The sequence below is a fragment of the Streptomyces europaeiscabiei genome, from assembly GCF_036346855.1.
GTDB classification, from domain to species: Bacteria; Actinomycetota; Actinomycetes; order Streptomycetales; family Streptomycetaceae; genus Streptomyces; species Streptomyces europaeiscabiei.
The window spans coordinates 9,124,028-9,140,371 of the sequence record NZ_CP107841.1; the positions used below are offsets into that span (position 1 = coordinate 9,124,028).

The window sequence follows — 16,344 nt, forward strand, 5'->3', positions numbered from 1 at the left end:
TCTGGAGTCCGGAAGGGAGAACGGCGGCGGCCGTGTCGCGCCCTCCGGAGGTGGTCACTGGCCGGTGGAAACCTTCAGACCCTTCTTCTTCAGGTCCTCGACGGTCTGCTGCTGCGCCTGCTTGACCGCGGAGACGAACGTGCCCTTGCCGGCCAGGGCGGCCTGGAAGCCGTCGTTGAGGTGCTGGTACGTGGCGTCGATCGTCGGTATCCACTTCCACGAGTTGTCGATGTTCTTGTCCGCCTCCGCGAAGACCTCGTTGTACTTCTGGCCTCCGAAGAACGGTGACGGCTTGTCGAGCGAGGAGCCCTTGTACCCGTCGGCCGCCGCGGGCCAGCCGTATCCGCCCTGCAGCAGCAGGTCGACGCTCGTGGGGTCGGTGTTGAGCCACTCGGCGAACTTCAGGGCCTCGGGGATGTGCTCGGCGCCCTTGAGGACAGCCGTGGAGGATCCTCCCCAGTTCGCGGACACGTTCGCGCCCTTCGTCCACTGCGGCATGGGTGCGACCGCCCATTTGCCACTGGTCTGAGGGGCGTTTCCGCTGATGATGGCGTCGCCCCACTGGGCGCTGACCCACGAGGTGATGGCACCGCTCTGCAGGTCCTTGTACCAGCCGTTGGCGAAGTCGGGTTCGGTCTTGATGACCTTCTTGTTGCGCAGGTCGTCCCAGAAGGCGGCGACCTTGAGGGTCTGCGGGGAGTCGATGTTCACCGACCAGGTGTCGCCGTTCACGCCGAACCACTTGGCGCCTGCTTGCCAGGCGAGGGCGGTGAACCAGGCGGAGTTGCCGGCGGGGAAGGTGCTGATGTAGGCCTTCGGGTCGGCGTGGTGGATCTTCTGCGCGGCCTGGGCGAACTCCTCCCAGGTGGCGGGCGGCTCGATGCCCCACTTCTTGTACAGGTCGGAGCGGTAGAACAGGCCCATCGGACCGGATGCCTGGGGGATCGCGTAGACAGACTTGTCGAAGACCCCCTGCTGCCACTGCCAGTCCACGAACTTCGACCGGTCCTTGTCGGCGCCGTACTGGGACAGGTTCACCAGGCCGTTCTCCAGCAGGAACGAGGGGATCTCCTGGTATTCCACCTGCGCCAGGTCGGGCGCGTTGCCGCTCTTGAGCGCGGCGCGCATCTTCGCGTAGCCGCCACTGCTGCCCGCCGGGATCTTCTCCAGCTTGACGTGGATGTCCGGGTGGGTGGCGTTCCACTTGTCGACGGCCTTGTCGACACCGGGAACCCACGACCAGAAGCGCAGGTCGACCTTCTCGCCGGGCTTGGCAGGTTCCTGGACTGCGGGGTCCTTCGAACCGGTCGAACCCCCGCAGGCGGAGATCACCAGGGCGGCGGCGGCAAGGGTCACTGCGAGTGCGCCCCGGCTTCGGTGGCGGGGTGTGGTGCGGCTCATGGGAGGAGGTCCTTCCTAACTTCGTACTGAAGGTGCCTGTTGCATGCCGGTCAGTTTCGGAGCGGTGTCACCACCCCGTCAAGATATATTCATAATTAATTGAAACAGCTATGGTGGGTGCGTAGACAGTCACGAGGGGAGACACACGCGATGAGGGAATGCCGCAGGATGAGCGGCCGCGTGGCGGTGATCACCGGCGCCGCCCACGGGATCGGCGCGGCCACGGCTCACAGACTTGCGGCCGAGGGGGCCCTGGTCGTGGTCACGGACGTGGACGACACCGCGGGCAAGGAGGTCGCGGCCGCCATCACCGGCCAGGGAGGCCGCGCGGAGTACGTACGCTGCGACGTCACCTCGGCCCCCGACTGGGAGCACCTGGCCCGCCACGTCCAGGAGCACCACGGACGGCTGGACGTGCTGCACAGCAACGCCTTCGCCCAGCTCAACAAGCCCGCCGACGAACTGAGCGAGGCCGAGTGGGACGGCCAGATGGCCGTGCTGCTGAAGCCTGCCTGGCGGGCGATGAAGACATTCGCGGCCATGCTGCGCGAGGCCCGCGGCTCCGTCGTGCTGACCTCCTCGGTGCACGCGGTCATCGGGCTGCCCGGCCATGCCGCCTACGCCGCCGCGAAGGGCGCGCTGTGCTCGCTGGGACGGCAGCTGGCCGTCGAGTACGGTCCGCACATCCGGGTCAACACGGTGCTGCCGGGCCCCATCATGACCGCCGCGTGGGACGGCATCCCGGAGCCCGACCGCGAGCGCAGTGTCGCGGCCACAGCGGCCCGGCGGTTCGGGCAGCCGGAGGAGGTGGCGGCCGCCGTCGCCTTCCTGGCATCGGAGGATGCCTCCTATGTGACCGGCGCCAGCCTCGTGGTCGATGGAGGATGGAGCGTCATGAAGGAGTCCTCATGAGCGACGCACACAACGCTTGTGGACCGATACGGAAACGGAGAACGTGGTGACCCATCCCCCCAAGGGGCTGCACGGCCAGGCCGTGGAGGAACTGGGCCGACGCATCATCCGCGGCGACTACCCCCCGGGCTCCGTGGTGGACCCGGTCAAGTTCGAGACGGAACTCGGCGTCAGCAAGACCGTGGTCCGCGAGGCCATGCGCGTGCTGGCCTCCAAGGGCCTGCTCGAGTCGAAGCAGAAACGCGGCACGACCATCCGCCCCCGCGCCGACTGGAACCTGCTCGACAGCGACCTGCTGCGCTGGCAGGGCAGCAGCGACCCGACCGACGGCTTCCTGGAGGACCTCGCCGAGGTCCGCGCGATCGTCGAGCCCGCGGGAGCCCGGTTCGCGGCGGCCCGCCGCACCACCTCCGACCTCGAGGCGATGCGGCAGGCACTGGACGCGATGGCGGCGGCGGGGACGGACGCCGACGCGATGGTCGAAGCGGACCTCGCCTTCCACCGAGCCCTACTGGACGCCGCCCACAACGAACTGCTCAGCCGGATGGAAGTCGTCATCGAGGCCGGCCTGCGCGTACGCGACCGGATCGTGCACGGCGCCCGGCACTTCTCCGACTCCATCCCCGTGCACCAGGAACTGCTGGACGCGGTCGAAGCGGGTGATCCTGACGCCGCCGTGGCCGCCGTCGAGTCACTCCTGGCACAGGCCTCCGACGACCTGGCGGCCGTCCGGGCGACCGACCCGCTGCCGAAGGAACTTCCTTGAAGATAACCGGACTTGAGACGTTCCTGGTGGCTCCGCGCTGGCTGTTCCTGCGCGTCGCCACCGACGAGGGCGTCACCGGCTGGGGCGAGCCCGTGATCGAGGGCCGCGCCGAGACCGTACGCGCCGCGGTCCACGAACTGGCCGACTACCTCGTCGGCCGGGACCCGCTGCGCATCGAGGACCACTGGCAGGTGCTCACCAAGGGCGGCTTCTACCGGGGCGGCCCCATCCTCTCCAGCGCCGTCGCCGGTATCGACCAGGCCCTGTGGGACATCGCGGGCAAGACCTACGGCGTTCCGGTGCACCGCCTCCTCGGCGGCCCCGTACGCGACCGCGTCCGGATGTACGCCTGGATCGGCGGCGACCGGCCGAGCGACGTGGCGGAGCTGGCCGAGGAACAGATGAAGGCGGGCTTCACCGCCGTGAAGATGAACGGCTCGGCCGAACTCGCCCCGATCGACACCCCGGCGAGCACCGCCGAGGTCGTCGAACGCGTCGCGGCCGTCCGGGAGGTGCTGGGCGACGAGCGGGACATCGCCGTCGACTTCCACGGCCGGGCCTCCACCGCCATGGCGCGCCGCCTACTGCCCCTGCTGGAGCCACTGCACCCGCTGTTCGTCGAAGAGCCGGTCCTGCCGGAACACTCGGGAAACCTGCGCAGCCTGGTGGAGTTCACGAACATTCCCCTCGCGACCGGCGAACGCCTCTACTCCCGCTGGGACTTTCGCGAGGTGTTGGCCAGCGGCATCGCCGTGGCGCAGCCCGACCTGTCACACGCGGGCGGCATCTCCGAGGTGCGCCGCATCGCGGCCATGGCCGAGACGTACGACGTCACGATGGCACCCCACTGCCCCCTCGGTCCGATCGCCCTGGCCGCCAGCCTGCAGATCGCCTTCTCCGTGCCGAACTTCCTCATCCAGGAACAGAGCATGGGCATCCACTACAACCAGCAGGCCGACCTGCTCGAGTACGTGATGGACTCCGCACCCTTCCGGTTCCAGAACGGGTACGCCGTCGCCTCCACCCGCCCGGGCCTCGGCGTCGAGATCGACGAGAAGGCCGTACGCCACGCCGCCGAGACCGGACACCGCTGGCGCAACCCCATATGGCGCGGCGCCGACGGGGCGTTCACCGAATGGTGACCGCCGCCCGCACACCGAACCCGCAAGGAGAGCCCGCCCCCATGAACCTGGTGGAATCGCTCGGCGCCCACCGCCTGTTGGCGATCGTCCGAGGCAAGGACCCCGCCGCCGCCCTCAACACCGTACGCACCCTCGCCGAGGAAGGCATCGCGGCCATCGAGGTCTCACTGACCACCGCCGACGCCCTGACCGTCATCCGGCAGGCGCGCGCCGAACTCGGTCCCGGCGCGCTGCTCGGCGCAGGCACCGTGCGCTCGGCCGAGGACGCCGCCCGCGCGGTCGACGCCGGCGCGTCGTACCTCGTCACCCCGGCACTGGTCGACGGACTCAAGGCGTACGGCGTACCCGTGCTGATGGGCGCCCTGACACCGACCGAGATCGAAGCCGCCCTCGCCCGGGGCGCAGACGCGATCAAACTCTTCCCCGGCTCCCTCGGCGGCCCCGGCTATCTGAAGGCTCTGCGCGACCCGTTCCCCGAGGTGCCCTTCGTACCCGTCGGCGGAGTGGACGCGCAGATCGCCCGTGACTACCTCGACCGGGGCGCCCTCGCTGTCGGCGTCGGCTCACCGCTCGTCGGGGACGCTGCCGACGGCGGTGAGCTGGAGCAACTGCGCGCCCGCGCGGCCGAGTTCCGCAAGACGGCCACGGGGGAGAGGCCGTGACATCACCTGAAGTCGTGACCTTCGGCGAGACAATGGCGGCGCTCAGGGCCCACGGCGCGCTGCGGCTGGGCGGCAGCCTCGGCCTGTCGGTCGCCGGAGCCGAGTCGAATGTCGCGATCGGCCTCGCCCGGCTCGGCCACCGGGTGCGCTGGGCAGGGCGGGTGGGCGCCGACGAACTCGGCGCGCTGGTCCTGCGCACGCTGCGCGCCGAGGGCATCGACACCAGCCACGCGGTCACCGACGACACCGGCCGGCCCACTGGACTGCTGCTGACCGAACCCCGCTTGGGCACGCTCACCCGCGTCAGCTACTACCGTGCAGGTTCCGCGGGTTCGGCAGTCGCACCGGACGACGTACTGTCCGCGCTGGTCCCCGGGTCCCGCGTTCTGCACCTGACCGGCATCACGCCGGCGCTCGGTCCGTCGGCGGCCGAGGCAGTCCTGGCCGCTGCCAAGGCCGCCCGCGAGAGCGGTGTCACCGTATGCCTCGACGTCAACTACCGCTCTCGGCTGTGGACGTCCGAGCGCGCCCGCACCGCACTGCGACCGATCCTGGACCACGCGGACCTGCTCATCGCCTCCGAGGACGAGCTACCGCTGGTGCAGGAAGTGTCTGGTGCGGGCGAGTCCGGGGCCGTGCACGGTGTGCTGGCGGCAGGCGTCACCGAGGTGGTCGTCAAGCGGGGCGCCCGCGGCGCGACCGTCTTCACCGCCGACGGCGCAACCGACCTTGCTGCGCGAGAAGTTGACGCCGTCGACCTGGTCGGCGCGGGCGACGCCTTCGTGGCCGGATACCTCTCCGGCCTCCTGGACGGCGCGGACATCCCGGCCCGGCTGCATCGGGCGGTCACCACCGCGGCCTTCGCCGTCGCCACCCGGGGCGACTGGGAGGGCCTGCCGACGCGGGACGAACTCGGCCTGTTCGACGAGCCCGACGGCACGACCATCCGCTGACCGGAGAACTGCTCATGACATCTGCATCAGCACCGACGGCGGTCGTCGTGGACGGCGCGTACGAACTCGCCGAGGGCGGCCGCTGGACCGACGGCCGCTACGTGTACGTCGACATCCTCAGCGGCCGGCTCTTCGAGCTCCGCGACGGCACCGACCCGGTGACCCCGCGCCCACTGGCCCGGCTCGACGTGCCGTTGGGTGCCGTCGCGCCGGTGGGGGACCGGCCCGGGGCGTGGATCGCCGCCGCGGGCACCGGCATCGCGCTGCTCACCACCGACGGCGCACTGGAATGGCTGGACCGCCCCGAGGAGCGCACCGCCGTCCCCAGCCGCATGAACGACGGCGTCGCGGACCCCGCAGGCCGCTTCTGGGCCGGCAGCATGGCCTACGACGGCACCCCCGGCGCGGGCTCCCTGTACCGAACGGACCACGCCGGCACGGTGGTACGCGTCCTGGACGGCCTGACCATCGCCAACGGCCCGGCCTTCACCGCCGACGGCACGACCATGTACCTCACTGACACGGCCGTCGGCACCATCCTGCGCTGCCGGGTCGACCCCGCCTCCGGCGATCTCGTCGCTGGCCCGCAGGCCTTCGCCCGGGTGAGCGACGGCGAAGGCAGCCCCGATGGGATGACCGTCGACGAGGAGGGCTGCCTGTGGGTCGCGATGTGGGGCGCCGGCACGGTCCGCCGCTACCATCCCGACGGCCGCCTGCTCCACACCCTGACCGTGCCCGCCCCCCACCCCACGTCGGTGTGTCTGCACCCCGGCGACAACCGCCTCTACGTCACCACGGCCCGCTACGGGGTGACGAACCCGACCGCCGCCTCGGGCGCGGTGCTGAGCGTTCCCGTACCGGTCGCAGGAACGCCGGACTGCTCCTGGGGTGTTGGGCGCTGACCTCCTCTCCACTACCGGCAGGTGGATCAGCGGGGCTCGCGGACGACGGCGACGCCTCCCGGTGGGACGGTGACGGTTCCGGTGACCGGTGTGCCGGTGAGGAGTTCGACGCCTTCGGCAGGTGCTTCGGCGCCCTTTCCGGTGTGGTCGATGAGGAACAGGAAGTCCGCCTCTGCGCCCCGGCGCCGGACCACCTCGATACCGGCGGGCGCGTCCTGCTCTGGTGTGACACCGGCGCCCTGGCGGATGCGGTCGAGCAGGGCGGCGAGCGTGACCTGGTCGGGGTGGGTGCCCAGATACCAGGCGGTGCCGTCTCCGTGCCGGTGGCGGGTGACGGCGGGGTGACCGGCCAGTGGGCCGTCGGCGTGGGAGGCGACGGCCTGTGCGCCGGTCAGCCGTATGCGTTCCGACCACAGGTCGGCCGTGGCGCCCGACGCCACGTCGCCGGTCAGGCCGGTCGTCTCGCCCGGCAGCAGAGGGAAGAGCTCGTCGGTGACCACGCCGAGGACGTCGCGGAACGCGCCGGGGTAACCGCCCAGGTACACATGGGCGTTCTCGTCGACCATGCCGCTGTGGAAGCCGACGGCCAGCGTGCCTCCGCTTTCGGCGAACCGGGCGAGGTTCGCCGCGGCCGCTTCCGCGACCAGGTACAGCGAGGGTGCCAGGACGAGTTTGTAGCGGTCGAGTCCAGGGTCGTCGGGGCGTACGAAGTCGACGGCGACCCCGGCCCGCCACAGGGGGGTGTACCAGTCCCGGACCAGGTCCTGGTAGCGCAGCTCGCCGCTGGGCTGGGAGGGCAGTTCCAGTGCCCAGCGGGCGTCCCAGTCCCACACGATCGCCACCTGTGCCGTGCTGGTGGAGTCCCGCACGTCGGCCAACGCCCGCAGGTCCGCGCCGAGTTGGACGACGTCGTGCCAGATCTGGCTGTCGGTTCCGGCGTGCGGCAGCATCGCCGAGTGCCACTGCTCGGCGCCCGCCTTCGCCGCACGCCACTGGAAGAACGCGATGCCGTCGGCACCGTGGGCCACGTGCGCGAGCGCGTTGCGGCGCATCTCGCCGGGTCGCTTGGCGCGGTTGACGGGCTGCCAGTTGACGGCGCCGGTCGAGTGCTCCATGAGGAACCACGGGCCGCCCGCGAGCGAGCGCATCAGGTCGCCGTGGAGGGCGATGTCGACCTCGGCCTCCGGGTCGTCGGACAGCAGGTAATGGTCGTTGGAGAGGATGTCCAGCTCGGGTGCCCAGCGCCAGTAGTCGAGGGCGTCGATGGTGCGCAGGACCAGGAAGTTGGTGGTCGCCGGGGTGTCCGGAGCGGCCCGGCGCAGTACCTCGCGTTCGGCGGTGCACAGGGAGAGCAGTTCGTCGGAGCAGAAGCGGCGCCAGTCGAGCTGGTGGGTGGGGTTCGGGGGAGCCGCGGTCGTGCGGGGCGGCAGGATCTGGTCCCAGTCGTAGTACCACTGGCTCCAGAACGTGGTGCCCCAGGCGTGGTTGAGGGCGTCCAGGTCGTCCTCGTAGCGGGCGCGCAGCCAGGTACGGAACGCGGCGGCGCTGGTGTCGCAGTAGCAGGCGTCGTTGTGGCAGCCGTACTCGTTGTGCACGTGCCACATGGCGACGGCCGGGTGGTCGGCGTAGCGCTCGGCGAGCGCTCCGGCGATCCGCAGCGCCGCTCTGCGGTAGGCGGGGCTGCTCGGGCAGAACGTCTGGCGGCTGCCGTACGACAGTGTGCGGCCGTCCTTGTCGACCGGCAGGGCGTCCGGGTGGGCCCGGAAGAACCAGGCCGGCGGGGCGGCCGTCGGTGTCGCCAGGTCGGCGGCGATGCCGTTCTCGTGGAGCAGGTCGAGGATCTTGTCCATGCGGGCGAAGTCGTAGACGCCCTCGGACGGTTCGAGCAGAGCCCAGGAGAAGATGCCGACGCTGACCATGGTCACCCCGGCCTCGCGCATCAGGCGCATGTCCTCGGCCCAGACCTCCTCGGGCCACTGCTCGGGGTTGTAGTCACCTCCGTAGGCGATTCCAGGAATGCGAAGACGGCGTGCGGTACTCACTGGTGGTGCTCCGGGAGGGGTGTAGGGGAGGGGCGAGTGGGGGTGTTTCAGCCCTTGTTGGCGCCCAGGGTCAGACCGCTGACGAACTGCCGCTGGAGCAGGAAGTACACGATCAGCGTGGGGATCGCGGTGAGCAGGGCTCCGGCGGCGACCAGGTTGGGGTCGGTGAAGTACTGGCCGGAGAGGTTGTTCAGGGCCGAGGTGATCGGCATGTTCTCGCCGGTGGAGATCAGCACGAGCGCCCAGAAGAAGTCGTTGTAGATCCAGATGGAGAGCAGGGTCGCCAGGGCTGCCATGGCCGGGCGGCACAGCGGCAGCACGATCTGCCAGTACAGGCGCCACACGGAGGCGCCGTCGACGAGGGCGGCCTCGGTCAGCTCGTGCGGCAGGGAGCGCATGTAGTTGCTCAGCACGAAGGCGCAGAACCCGGACTGGAAGGCCACGTGGATGAGGACCAGGCCGAGGGCGGAGTCGTACAGCTTGCCGCTCATGGTGATGCCGGGCAGGTCGATGAGCAGGTACATGCGGTACAGCGGGGTGATGATGACCTGCTGGGGGAGCAGGTTGCCGGCGGTGAAGACCAGCAGCAGGGCGAGGTTGAGGCGGAAGTCGAAGCGGCTGACGTAGAAGGCGACCATCGACGACAGGAGCAGGGTCACCAGCACCGCCGGTACGGCGATGAGTATCGTGTTGACGAAGTAGTGCCCCATGTCCGACTGCGTGAACGCGTTCGTGAAGTTGTCGAGGGTCAGCTTGTCGGGCCAGGAGACGTAGCCCTTCTCGCTGGTCTCCGCGTACGGCCGCATGGCCGAGTACAGCGCCCACAGCAGCGGCGCGAGCCACGCGAGTGAGGCGCCCACGAGGAAGAGGTGCAGCAGGATCCGGGCGGGGCGGACGGGCGTACGGACCTTGGTCATGACGGTGGTGCTCATGCGCGCCGCTCCTTCCGGAAGGTGGCCACCAGGTACGGGATGATGACGACGAGTGAGATCAGCAGGAGGACGACCGCGATCGCCGATCCGTATCCGATGCGACTGGACTCTCCGATGATGTTGTTGGTGACGAGGATCGAGAGCAACTCGGTGCCCTCGGCGCCCTTGTTGAAGACGTAGACGAGGTCGAAGGCGCGCAGGGCCTCGATGATGGTGACGACCAGGACGACGGTGTTGGTGGGGCGCAGGGTGGGGAAGATGACGTTCTTGAACGTCTGCCACTCGTTGGCGCCGTCCAGCGCGGAGGCCTCGCGCAGGGACGGGTCGACGCCCTTGAGGCCGGCCAGGTAGAGGATCATCATGTAGCCGGTGTGGCGCCAGGACGCGGCGATGAGGATGGCCCAGAGGTTGAGGTCGGGGTCGCCGATCCAGTCGATGTAGCGGCCGGGCTCGTTGGCGCCGATGATGCTGTTGATCAGGCCCGTGTCGGGGTTGTAGATCAGCTGCCAGACGAACCCGATGACTGCCATCGACAGCACGACCGGCAGGAAGAACGCCGTCTGGTAGACCCGGCTGAACCGGATGTTCTTGTCCAGCTGCACGGCGAGGAACAGGCCGAGCGGCGTGGGGAGCGCGATCAGGACGACGAACCAGATGACGTTGTGCTCGACGGCGGGCCAGAACTGCGGGTTCTGCTCGAAGAGTTCCTCGAAGTTCCGGAGTCCGACCCACTGGATCGAGTCGAAGCCGATGCCGTCCCAGGTGGTGAAGGCGAGGGCGATGGAGGCCAGGGCGGTGACCCAGACCAGTGCCACGTGCAGGATCGTCGGCAGGCCGGCCATCAGGCCGAGCGCGGTCCGGTCGCGGCGGGTCAGCAGGCGCTGGTGGCCCTGCGGAACCCGCCTCTTCGGCGTCGCGGCGCCCGGAGGCGGCGCCGCGGCTGCCTCCGGGATCTTCGTGGTCGTGTCGGAGCTCATGGTGTCGGTGTTCATCCGCTTCAGAAGGGGGTCGGGCTCAGTCGGACGCGAAGATCGTCTTCTTCTGGCGCTCGATCGAGGACAGCAGGCTGTCGATGCCCTTGGGGTCGCGGATGAACTTCTGGAGTGCGGGCTGCATCACCGTGGAGGTGAAGTCGGGCCGACTGTCCCGGTCCATGAACTGGGTGAGATGCTTCGCCTGCGCGATCATGTCGTAGCCCTTCTTCTGAAGGGCGCTGTAGCCGGAGGTGTCGGCTTTCGTGGAGGCGGCGATAAGGCTCGGGTCGGCCTTGAGGTAGATCTCCTCGGCCTGTGGCGTGCCCAGGAATTCGAGCAGTTTGACGGAACCGGCGTGGTTCTTGGGCTTCTTGCTGAGCATGATGCCGTCGGTCGGTGCCTCCACGGTGTCCTGGCCGTACGCCGGGTCTATCTCGGGGAAGGCGAAGAAGTCGAGGTCGTCCAGGTCCGCCTTGTTGCTGAACTGCTGGGCCACGAACATGCCGAGCATATACATGCCGGCCTTCTTCGCCACCAGAGTCTGGGCCGCGTCCTGCCAGGTACGGCCGACCGCGCCCTCCTGGTGGTAGGGGAGGGTCTCGGCCCAGGTGTCGAAGACCTTGCGGACCTTCGCGTCGGTCCACGAGGCCCTGCCCGCCATCAGCTCGACATGGAAGTCGTAGCCGTTGAGGCGGAAGTTGATCTGGTCGAAGGAGCCCATCGCCGGCCAGGCGTCCTTGTCGCCGTACGCGATCGGGACGAGGCCGTCCTTCTTCATCCGCTTGCACAGGGCGACGTACGCGTCCCACGTGGTGGGGACCTCGTAGCCGTACTGCTGGAAGACGCTCTTGCGGTAGAAGACCGCCCACGGGGACGTGGTGAGGGGCACCAGGTAGTACTTGCCGTCCTGACCCTTGCTCAGGTCGTGCATGGCCGACGGGAAGTTGCCGCCGATCGTCTTCCACACGTCGTCGATCGGGGAGGCGAGCCCCTTGGACGCGAAGAACTGCATCCGGTAGCCCGCGAACCACTGGAACACGTCGTCCGGCGTACCCTGCAGATAGGTGTTGATCTGCTCCTGGAACGTGTTGTGGTCCTTGGTGTTGATGTCGACCGCGATTCCGGACTGCTTCGTGAAGGCCGCGTAGACGTCGGCGTACCCCTTCTTCGGGACGGCGTCGGACGCGTTGGAGCCCACAGTGACGGCCTTGGTGTCCGACGAGGCGGAACTGCCGGCGCAGGCGCTCAGCAGGGGGATGCCGGCACTCAGTAGCGCGGCTCCGCCGAGTCCGCGGAGCACGGTGCGGCGGCTGGTTCCCGGCATGGATTGACCGGGGGAGGAACGGTGCATTTCGGCTCCTACTGGGCTGGCGGTGCCCAGGTATGGCACGTCAGCCGGACGGGGGTATGGCGGAGAGTGGGTCGTCGAGGGACCGTTTGAGGGTCAGTCGAGAACCGGAATCCAACACAATCGAACAAACGCGATCGTCGGACGCCAGGAAGCGTGAACGCTCTGTGGACTCGCTGTCAAGACCTTCCGTCCGGGAATCCATGATGGACCGGGTCCGGCCGTGAGCCCCACGCGCTGGCGGCCGGACCGGACTGACGGGGCTGACATGGCTCGCCATCGCACCGTCCCGGCCCCACCACCGGCCGCTTGAGCTGTAGGAAATGCGTGCCGGGCACGCATTCCTCGGAAGCCTCCGGCACCTCGCACCGCCACGCCGTGGGCCTCGACGATCGTCATGCCAGAGGCAAGTGGTGTTGCGAGAACTCTTGACGTGAGCTCGGTGGGTGCGTACACATTGACCGCGCGGTCAGACCGCGCGGTCATGTAAGTGACCTCGTTCGATGGAGAACACACGGCCATGGGGAGACTTCATGACAACAGGGCTGGGGCGCGGTACCGGCTCCTCCGCGCCGCGCAGTGAGGACGTGGCCAGACTGGCCGGCGTCTCACGCAAGACGGTCTCCCGGGTCCTCAACAACGAGCCGTACGTCTCCGACGCGTCCCGCCGACGCGTCCTGGCGGCCGCCGAGGAACTCGGCTACCGGCTGAACCACGCCGCCAGGGCACTGGCCTCCGGCCGTACCCGCTCCATCGGTGTGGTCGCTCTGGGGACGGCCGGGTATGGAACCGCCTCCCTGCTCGTGGGCATCGAACAAGCCGTACGGGACGCCGGTTACGCGCTTCGCGTGCTCAACACACCGGATGGCGACTCAGAAAGCATCGCCGCCGCGCTGGAATCACTCCTGGAGCAGGGTGTGGACGGCATCGTCGTCTCCGAACCCATTGTCGAAGGAGAAGTCCCGCTCGGCGTCGACGTGCCGGTCCTTTTCCTAGGAGCCCCACCCGCCTTCAGTGCCGCCCGGACCCTGACTGCCGGCGTGGGCGCCCATCAGCTGGCACGCGCGGCCACCGATCACCTCCTGGACCTGGGGCATCCGACCGTCCATCACCTCGCCGGGCCGCGGCGGTGGTACGCCACCACGGACCGCATCGAGGGATGGCGGGCGGCGCTCGCAGCCCGGGGCGCGCACGAACCGCCCGTACTGAACGGCGACTGGTCGGCGGCTTCCGGGTACGCCGCGGGTCGCGAGCTGGCCGCAGACGGCTCGGTGACCGCCGTGTTCGCCGGAGGCGACGAGATGGCCATCGGCCTGATCCATGCCCTGCGGGAAGCCGGCTGCCGGGTTCCGGAGGACATCAGCGTCGTGGGTTTCGACGGAAACCCCGTCTTCGCCTACGTCTCCCCGCCGCTGACCACAGTCCGTCAGCCCTTCGAGGCCGCGTCACGGGAAGGAATCCGGCTACTCCTGCACGCCATCGAGAAGCCCGACACCGTCCTGCCGCCGGCGAACGATCCACCCGTCGAACTGATCGTCCGCGGCTCGACGGCGCCTCCACCCTCGCCCTGACCAACCCCCCCCACTGCTCCGGCGCACCCACACGCCGGGGCGCCCCACCTCTTCTATTCCGCTACTCCGCGCTTGTCGCGCCGCGCCCCCTCTCGTGAGCCGGGCCCTGCAGTGTCGCCCGGCTGTCCCCGGACGACGCGCCCAACGAACTCCGCCGCGTCACTCTGGGACGTTCCGAGTCGGCGGACACCGAAACACCCCTTCCCCTTTCTCCTGGGAGCCGCAATGTCCCCAGCGCAGACAGGCGCCAGATCCGGCGCCGCTCCGCGTTCCCGTCCCATCTCCCTCTTGTCCCTGGCCTTCGTCCTGCTCGTCGCGGCGATGACCATGGTCCTGCCTGTCGGCAGGGCGGATGCCCTGGCCCGCCCCTCGCAGACGATGTACACCCCGCCGTCGGGTGCGCCTTCGCCCGGCTCGCTATACCCGCGGGCGATGCGTATGCAGCACAACGGCTCTGCCAACGGCACCATCCTCGCGACGTTCGAGCAGTACACCTCCGGCACACCGGTCCTCCCGATCTACCGCAGCACGGACAACGGCAACTCCTGGACGAAGATCTCCGAGGTCGCCGACACGCAGAACGGCTGGGGCATGCGCTGGCAGCCCGAACTGTTCGAACTGCCCACCGCAGTGGGCGGCTTCCCGGCCGGTACCATCCTGGCCGCCGGAGCCTCGGTCCCCGCCGACCGCTCCGCCATCAAGATCGATGTCTACGCCAGCACCAACCGCGGACAGACCTGGACGTTCGTCAGCAACATCGCCACCGGCGGCCCGGCTTACGACCAGAACGGCAACGGCAACACCCCCGTATGGGAGCCCTTCTTCCTCTACGCCAACGGCAAGCTGATCGTCTACTACTCCGACCAGCGCGACCCCGACCACGGCCAGAAGCTCGTCCACCAGGTCACCACGGACATCCGTAACTGGGGTCCGGTCGTGGATGACGTGGCGATGCCCACCTTCAGCGAGCGCCCGGGTATGGCCACCGTCGCGAAGCTGCCCAACGGCAACTACGTCATGACGTACGAGTATGGCGGCTCTCCCTCGGGCAACTTCGCTGTCTACTACAAGATCTCCTCCGACCCGGAGGCGTTCGACTCCGTCACGGGCATCCCCCTGCGGTCGACGGACGGCGCGGTCCCCACCAGTACCCCATACATCACATGGCTGTCCACCGGAGGTCCGAACGGCACGCTTGTCGTCGGCGCCTACAGCACCAGCGACCTGTTCCTCAACACCCAGAACGGTGCCGCGAACACCTGGACGCGTATCAGCTCCAACGTCGCCAACGGCTACAGCCGCGGCATGGTGCCCCTGGCCGACGGCCACAGCCTGCTCGTGCTCAGTGGCGGCAACGGAGGCAGCAACCTCTCCAACCCCGTCACCTACAGCACCATCGACCTGGGCGGCGGCATCTCGGACGGTGCCACCTACACCGCGTCGAACGCGGGCAGCAACCTCAGGCTGAGCATCGCGGGCGGCTCCACCACCAACGGCACGAACGCCACCCAGCAGAACTCCACCACTGCCACCGACCAGCAGTGGCGATTCATGCAGCAGAGCTCCGGCTACTTCAAGATCTTCAACGTCGCCAGCGGCAAGGTTCTCGGTGTGGAGAGCCAGTCCACCGCCGACGGCGCCAAGATCCTTCAGTGGGACGACAACGGCACCCTGGACCACGAGTGGGCCGTCTCCCCGCACCAGGCCGGCGGGTACAGCATCACCAACCGTGTGACCGGCAAGTACCTGGAGATCCCCAACGCCTCCACCGCGGCCGGTACCGCCGCCGTCCAGTGGAGCGGCACCAGCTGCGCCTGCCAGCGCTGGAACCTCACCCAGACCGCCCTGCCCCCGCTGGGTACCGGGCAGTACATCCTCGTCAACAAGAACAGCGGCAAGTACCTCGACATCCCCCAGGGTTCCACCGCCACCAACACCGCCGCCAACCAGTGGCAGAACTCCGCCTGTATCTGCCAGCTGTTCACCTTCCAGTCCGCCGGCGGCGGAGCCTGGACCATCAGGAACGCCAACAGCAACCTGAACCTGGACATCCGTAACGGCTCCACCACCGCCGGAGCCGCCGTCGTCCAGAACACGCCGTCCGCAGCCGATTCACAGAAATGGACCCTCGTCGAAGCGGGCGACGGCTACTACGAACTCAAGAACGTCAGGAGCGGATTCCACGCCGGCGTTGCCCAGTCCTCCACCAGCAACGGTGCGGCAGTCGTGCAGTGGAACGACGTGAACATCGACGACCAACTCTGGAAGATCGTCCGCATCAACTGAGTGACCGTCCGCAGATGGACGTGTCAGGCGGTCGTGCCGGTCACTGAGTTCCCGGACTTGGTGACCGGCACGTCGCTGTTGCGCCTTTCCAGAAGTGGGGATCAGAACCCTTCACATTCCCCGAGTGCGGCCAGATAGGTGAGCACAGTGCTCAGCGATATCGAGCAGGCCGCGGCCAGCGACGGGCACCCGGTCTGGGCCGCCCAGAGTCAAGGCGGTGACGGCCTGGGGCGGGGGGTACGGGCCTGGTGCCACGGCGCGGCGCTGGCGGTGGCGAGCCCGGACCCTCAACCGCACCGGCTTGCGGTCAAGGGGTGACGGCGCCCATGTGGCCGGTGTTTGTGCGGCGGATCCTGGAGGAGATTGGCCTGTCCTAGCGAGTCTTGAGGGAAGCTGCGATCCATGCGCAGGTGCGACAGCTGCCCAACCTGGCGCCGGTCCACAGCTTCTTCA

Annotated in this window: 13 protein-coding genes; 8 read left to right on the forward strand and 5 right to left on the reverse strand. The window is 68.8% G+C overall.

Going from position 1 to position 16,344, the window contains the following annotated elements; genetic code table 11:
- Positions 1-54 precede the first annotated feature (54 nt).
- Entirely contained in the window at positions 55-1,401 is a 1,347-nt protein-coding gene (locus OG858_RS39685; RefSeq protein ID WP_328543951.1) for an ABC transporter substrate-binding protein, read from the reverse strand.
- Positions 1,402-1,569: 168 nt separating this feature from the next.
- Between OG858_RS39685 and OG858_RS39690 the strand changes: the two genes are divergently transcribed.
- From OG858_RS39690 to OG858_RS39715, 6 genes are read left to right on the forward strand one after another with little or no spacing between them, the layout of a single operon-like run.
- Positions 1,570-2,313 (forward strand): SDR family NAD(P)-dependent oxidoreductase, encoded by a 744-nt coding sequence (locus OG858_RS39690; RefSeq protein ID WP_328543950.1) that lies wholly within the window; start codon positions 1,570-1,572, stop codon positions 2,311-2,313.
- A 43-nt stretch (positions 2,314-2,356) separates the two neighbouring features.
- A complete protein-coding gene (locus OG858_RS39695) occupies positions 2,357-3,079 on the forward strand; it encodes a FadR/GntR family transcriptional regulator (protein ID WP_328543949.1) in 723 nt (240 codons plus the stop codon).
- Positions 3,076-4,221 (forward strand): galactonate dehydratase, encoded by a 1,146-nt coding sequence (gene dgoD, locus OG858_RS39700; protein ID WP_327725490.1) that lies wholly within the window; start codon positions 3,076-3,078, stop codon positions 4,219-4,221. The genes OG858_RS39695 and dgoD overlap by 4 nt, the downstream gene beginning before the upstream one ends.
- A gap of 41 nt (positions 4,222-4,262) precedes the next feature.
- Positions 4,263-4,883, forward strand: coding sequence for a bifunctional 4-hydroxy-2-oxoglutarate aldolase/2-dehydro-3-deoxy-phosphogluconate aldolase (locus tag OG858_RS39705; RefSeq protein WP_327725491.1), 621 nt, complete (start codon positions 4,263-4,265; stop codon positions 4,881-4,883).
- Positions 4,884-4,915: 32 nt separating this feature from the next.
- A complete protein-coding gene (locus OG858_RS39710) occupies positions 4,916-5,836 on the forward strand; it encodes a sugar kinase (protein ID WP_327726116.1) in 921 nt (306 codons plus the stop codon).
- A gap of 14 nt (positions 5,837-5,850) precedes the next feature.
- A complete protein-coding gene (locus tag OG858_RS39715) occupies positions 5,851-6,738 on the forward strand; it encodes an SMP-30/gluconolactonase/LRE family protein (protein WP_327725492.1) in 888 nt (295 codons plus the stop codon).
- 26 nt (positions 6,739-6,764) lie between these two features.
- Here OG858_RS39715 and OG858_RS39720 read toward each other — a convergent pair whose 3' ends face one another.
- Genes OG858_RS39720 through OG858_RS39735 form a run of 4 tightly spaced genes read right to left on the reverse strand, consistent with a single transcriptional unit; the run spans position 6,765 to position 12,037 of the window.
- The gene (locus OG858_RS39720) at positions 6,765-8,780 is read right to left on the reverse strand and encodes a beta-galactosidase (RefSeq protein ID WP_327725493.1); all 2,016 of its coding nucleotides are present in this window, start codon (positions 8,778-8,780) and stop codon (positions 6,765-6,767) included.
- A gap of 47 nt (positions 8,781-8,827) precedes the next feature.
- Complete coding sequence (locus tag OG858_RS39725) at positions 8,828-9,712, reverse strand: carbohydrate ABC transporter permease (protein ID WP_327725494.1); 885 nt, start codon at positions 9,710-9,712, stop codon at positions 8,828-8,830.
- Positions 9,709-10,689, reverse strand: a complete 981-nt coding sequence (locus OG858_RS39730; RefSeq protein ID WP_327725495.1) for a carbohydrate ABC transporter permease — start codon at positions 10,687-10,689, stop codon at positions 9,709-9,711. The genes OG858_RS39725 and OG858_RS39730 overlap by 4 nt, the downstream gene beginning before the upstream one ends.
- Positions 10,690-10,726: 37 nt before the next feature.
- A complete protein-coding gene (locus OG858_RS39735; RefSeq protein ID WP_327725496.1) occupies positions 10,727-12,037 on the reverse strand; it encodes an ABC transporter substrate-binding protein in 1,311 nt (436 codons plus the stop codon).
- Positions 12,038-12,567: 530 nt separating this feature from the next.
- Here OG858_RS39735 and OG858_RS39740 point away from each other — a divergent pair.
- Both OG858_RS39740 and OG858_RS39745 read left to right on the forward strand, forming a co-directional pair.
- On the forward strand, positions 12,568-13,605 hold the full coding sequence (locus OG858_RS39740) for a LacI family DNA-binding transcriptional regulator (protein ID WP_327725497.1): 1,038 nt from the start codon (positions 12,568-12,570) through the stop codon (positions 13,603-13,605).
- 225 nt (positions 13,606-13,830) lie between these two features.
- Positions 13,831-15,891: an RICIN domain-containing protein gene (locus OG858_RS39745; RefSeq protein ID WP_327725498.1), complete on the forward strand. Its 2,061-nt coding sequence runs from the start codon at positions 13,831-13,833 to the stop codon at positions 15,889-15,891.
- The last annotated feature ends 453 nt before the right edge of the window (positions 15,892-16,344 follow it).

Bases quoted from the DNA above. Each gene is read 5' to 3' on its own strand.
- OG858_RS39725 (WP_327725494.1), bottom strand. From the start codon at position 9,712: ATGAGCACCACCGTCATGACCAAGGTCCGTACGCCCGTCCGCCCCGCC.
- OG858_RS39740 (WP_327725497.1), top strand. From the start codon at position 12,568: ATGACAACAGGGCTGGGGCGCGGTACCGGCTCCTCCGCGCCGCGCAGT.
- OG858_RS39710 (WP_327726116.1), top strand. From the start codon at position 4,916: ATGGCGGCGCTCAGGGCCCACGGCGCGCTGCGGCTGGGCGGCAGCCTC.
- OG858_RS39705 (WP_327725491.1), top strand. From the start codon at position 4,263: ATGAACCTGGTGGAATCGCTCGGCGCCCACCGCCTGTTGGCGATCGTC.
- OG858_RS39715 (WP_327725492.1), top strand. From the start codon at position 5,851: ATGACATCTGCATCAGCACCGACGGCGGTCGTCGTGGACGGCGCGTAC.
- OG858_RS39690 (WP_328543950.1), top strand. From the start codon at position 1,570: ATGAGCGGCCGCGTGGCGGTGATCACCGGCGCCGCCCACGGGATCGGC.
- OG858_RS39685 (WP_328543951.1), bottom strand. From the start codon at position 1,401: ATGAGCCGCACCACACCCCGCCACCGAAGCCGGGGCGCACTCGCAGTG.
- OG858_RS39730 (WP_327725495.1), bottom strand. From the start codon at position 10,689: ATGAGCTCCGACACGACCACGAAGATCCCGGAGGCAGCCGCGGCGCCG.
- OG858_RS39745 (WP_327725498.1), top strand. From the start codon at position 13,831: ATGTCCCCAGCGCAGACAGGCGCCAGATCCGGCGCCGCTCCGCGTTCC.
- OG858_RS39735 (WP_327725496.1), bottom strand. From the start codon at position 12,037: ATGCACCGTTCCTCCCCCGGTCAATCCATGCCGGGAACCAGCCGCCGC.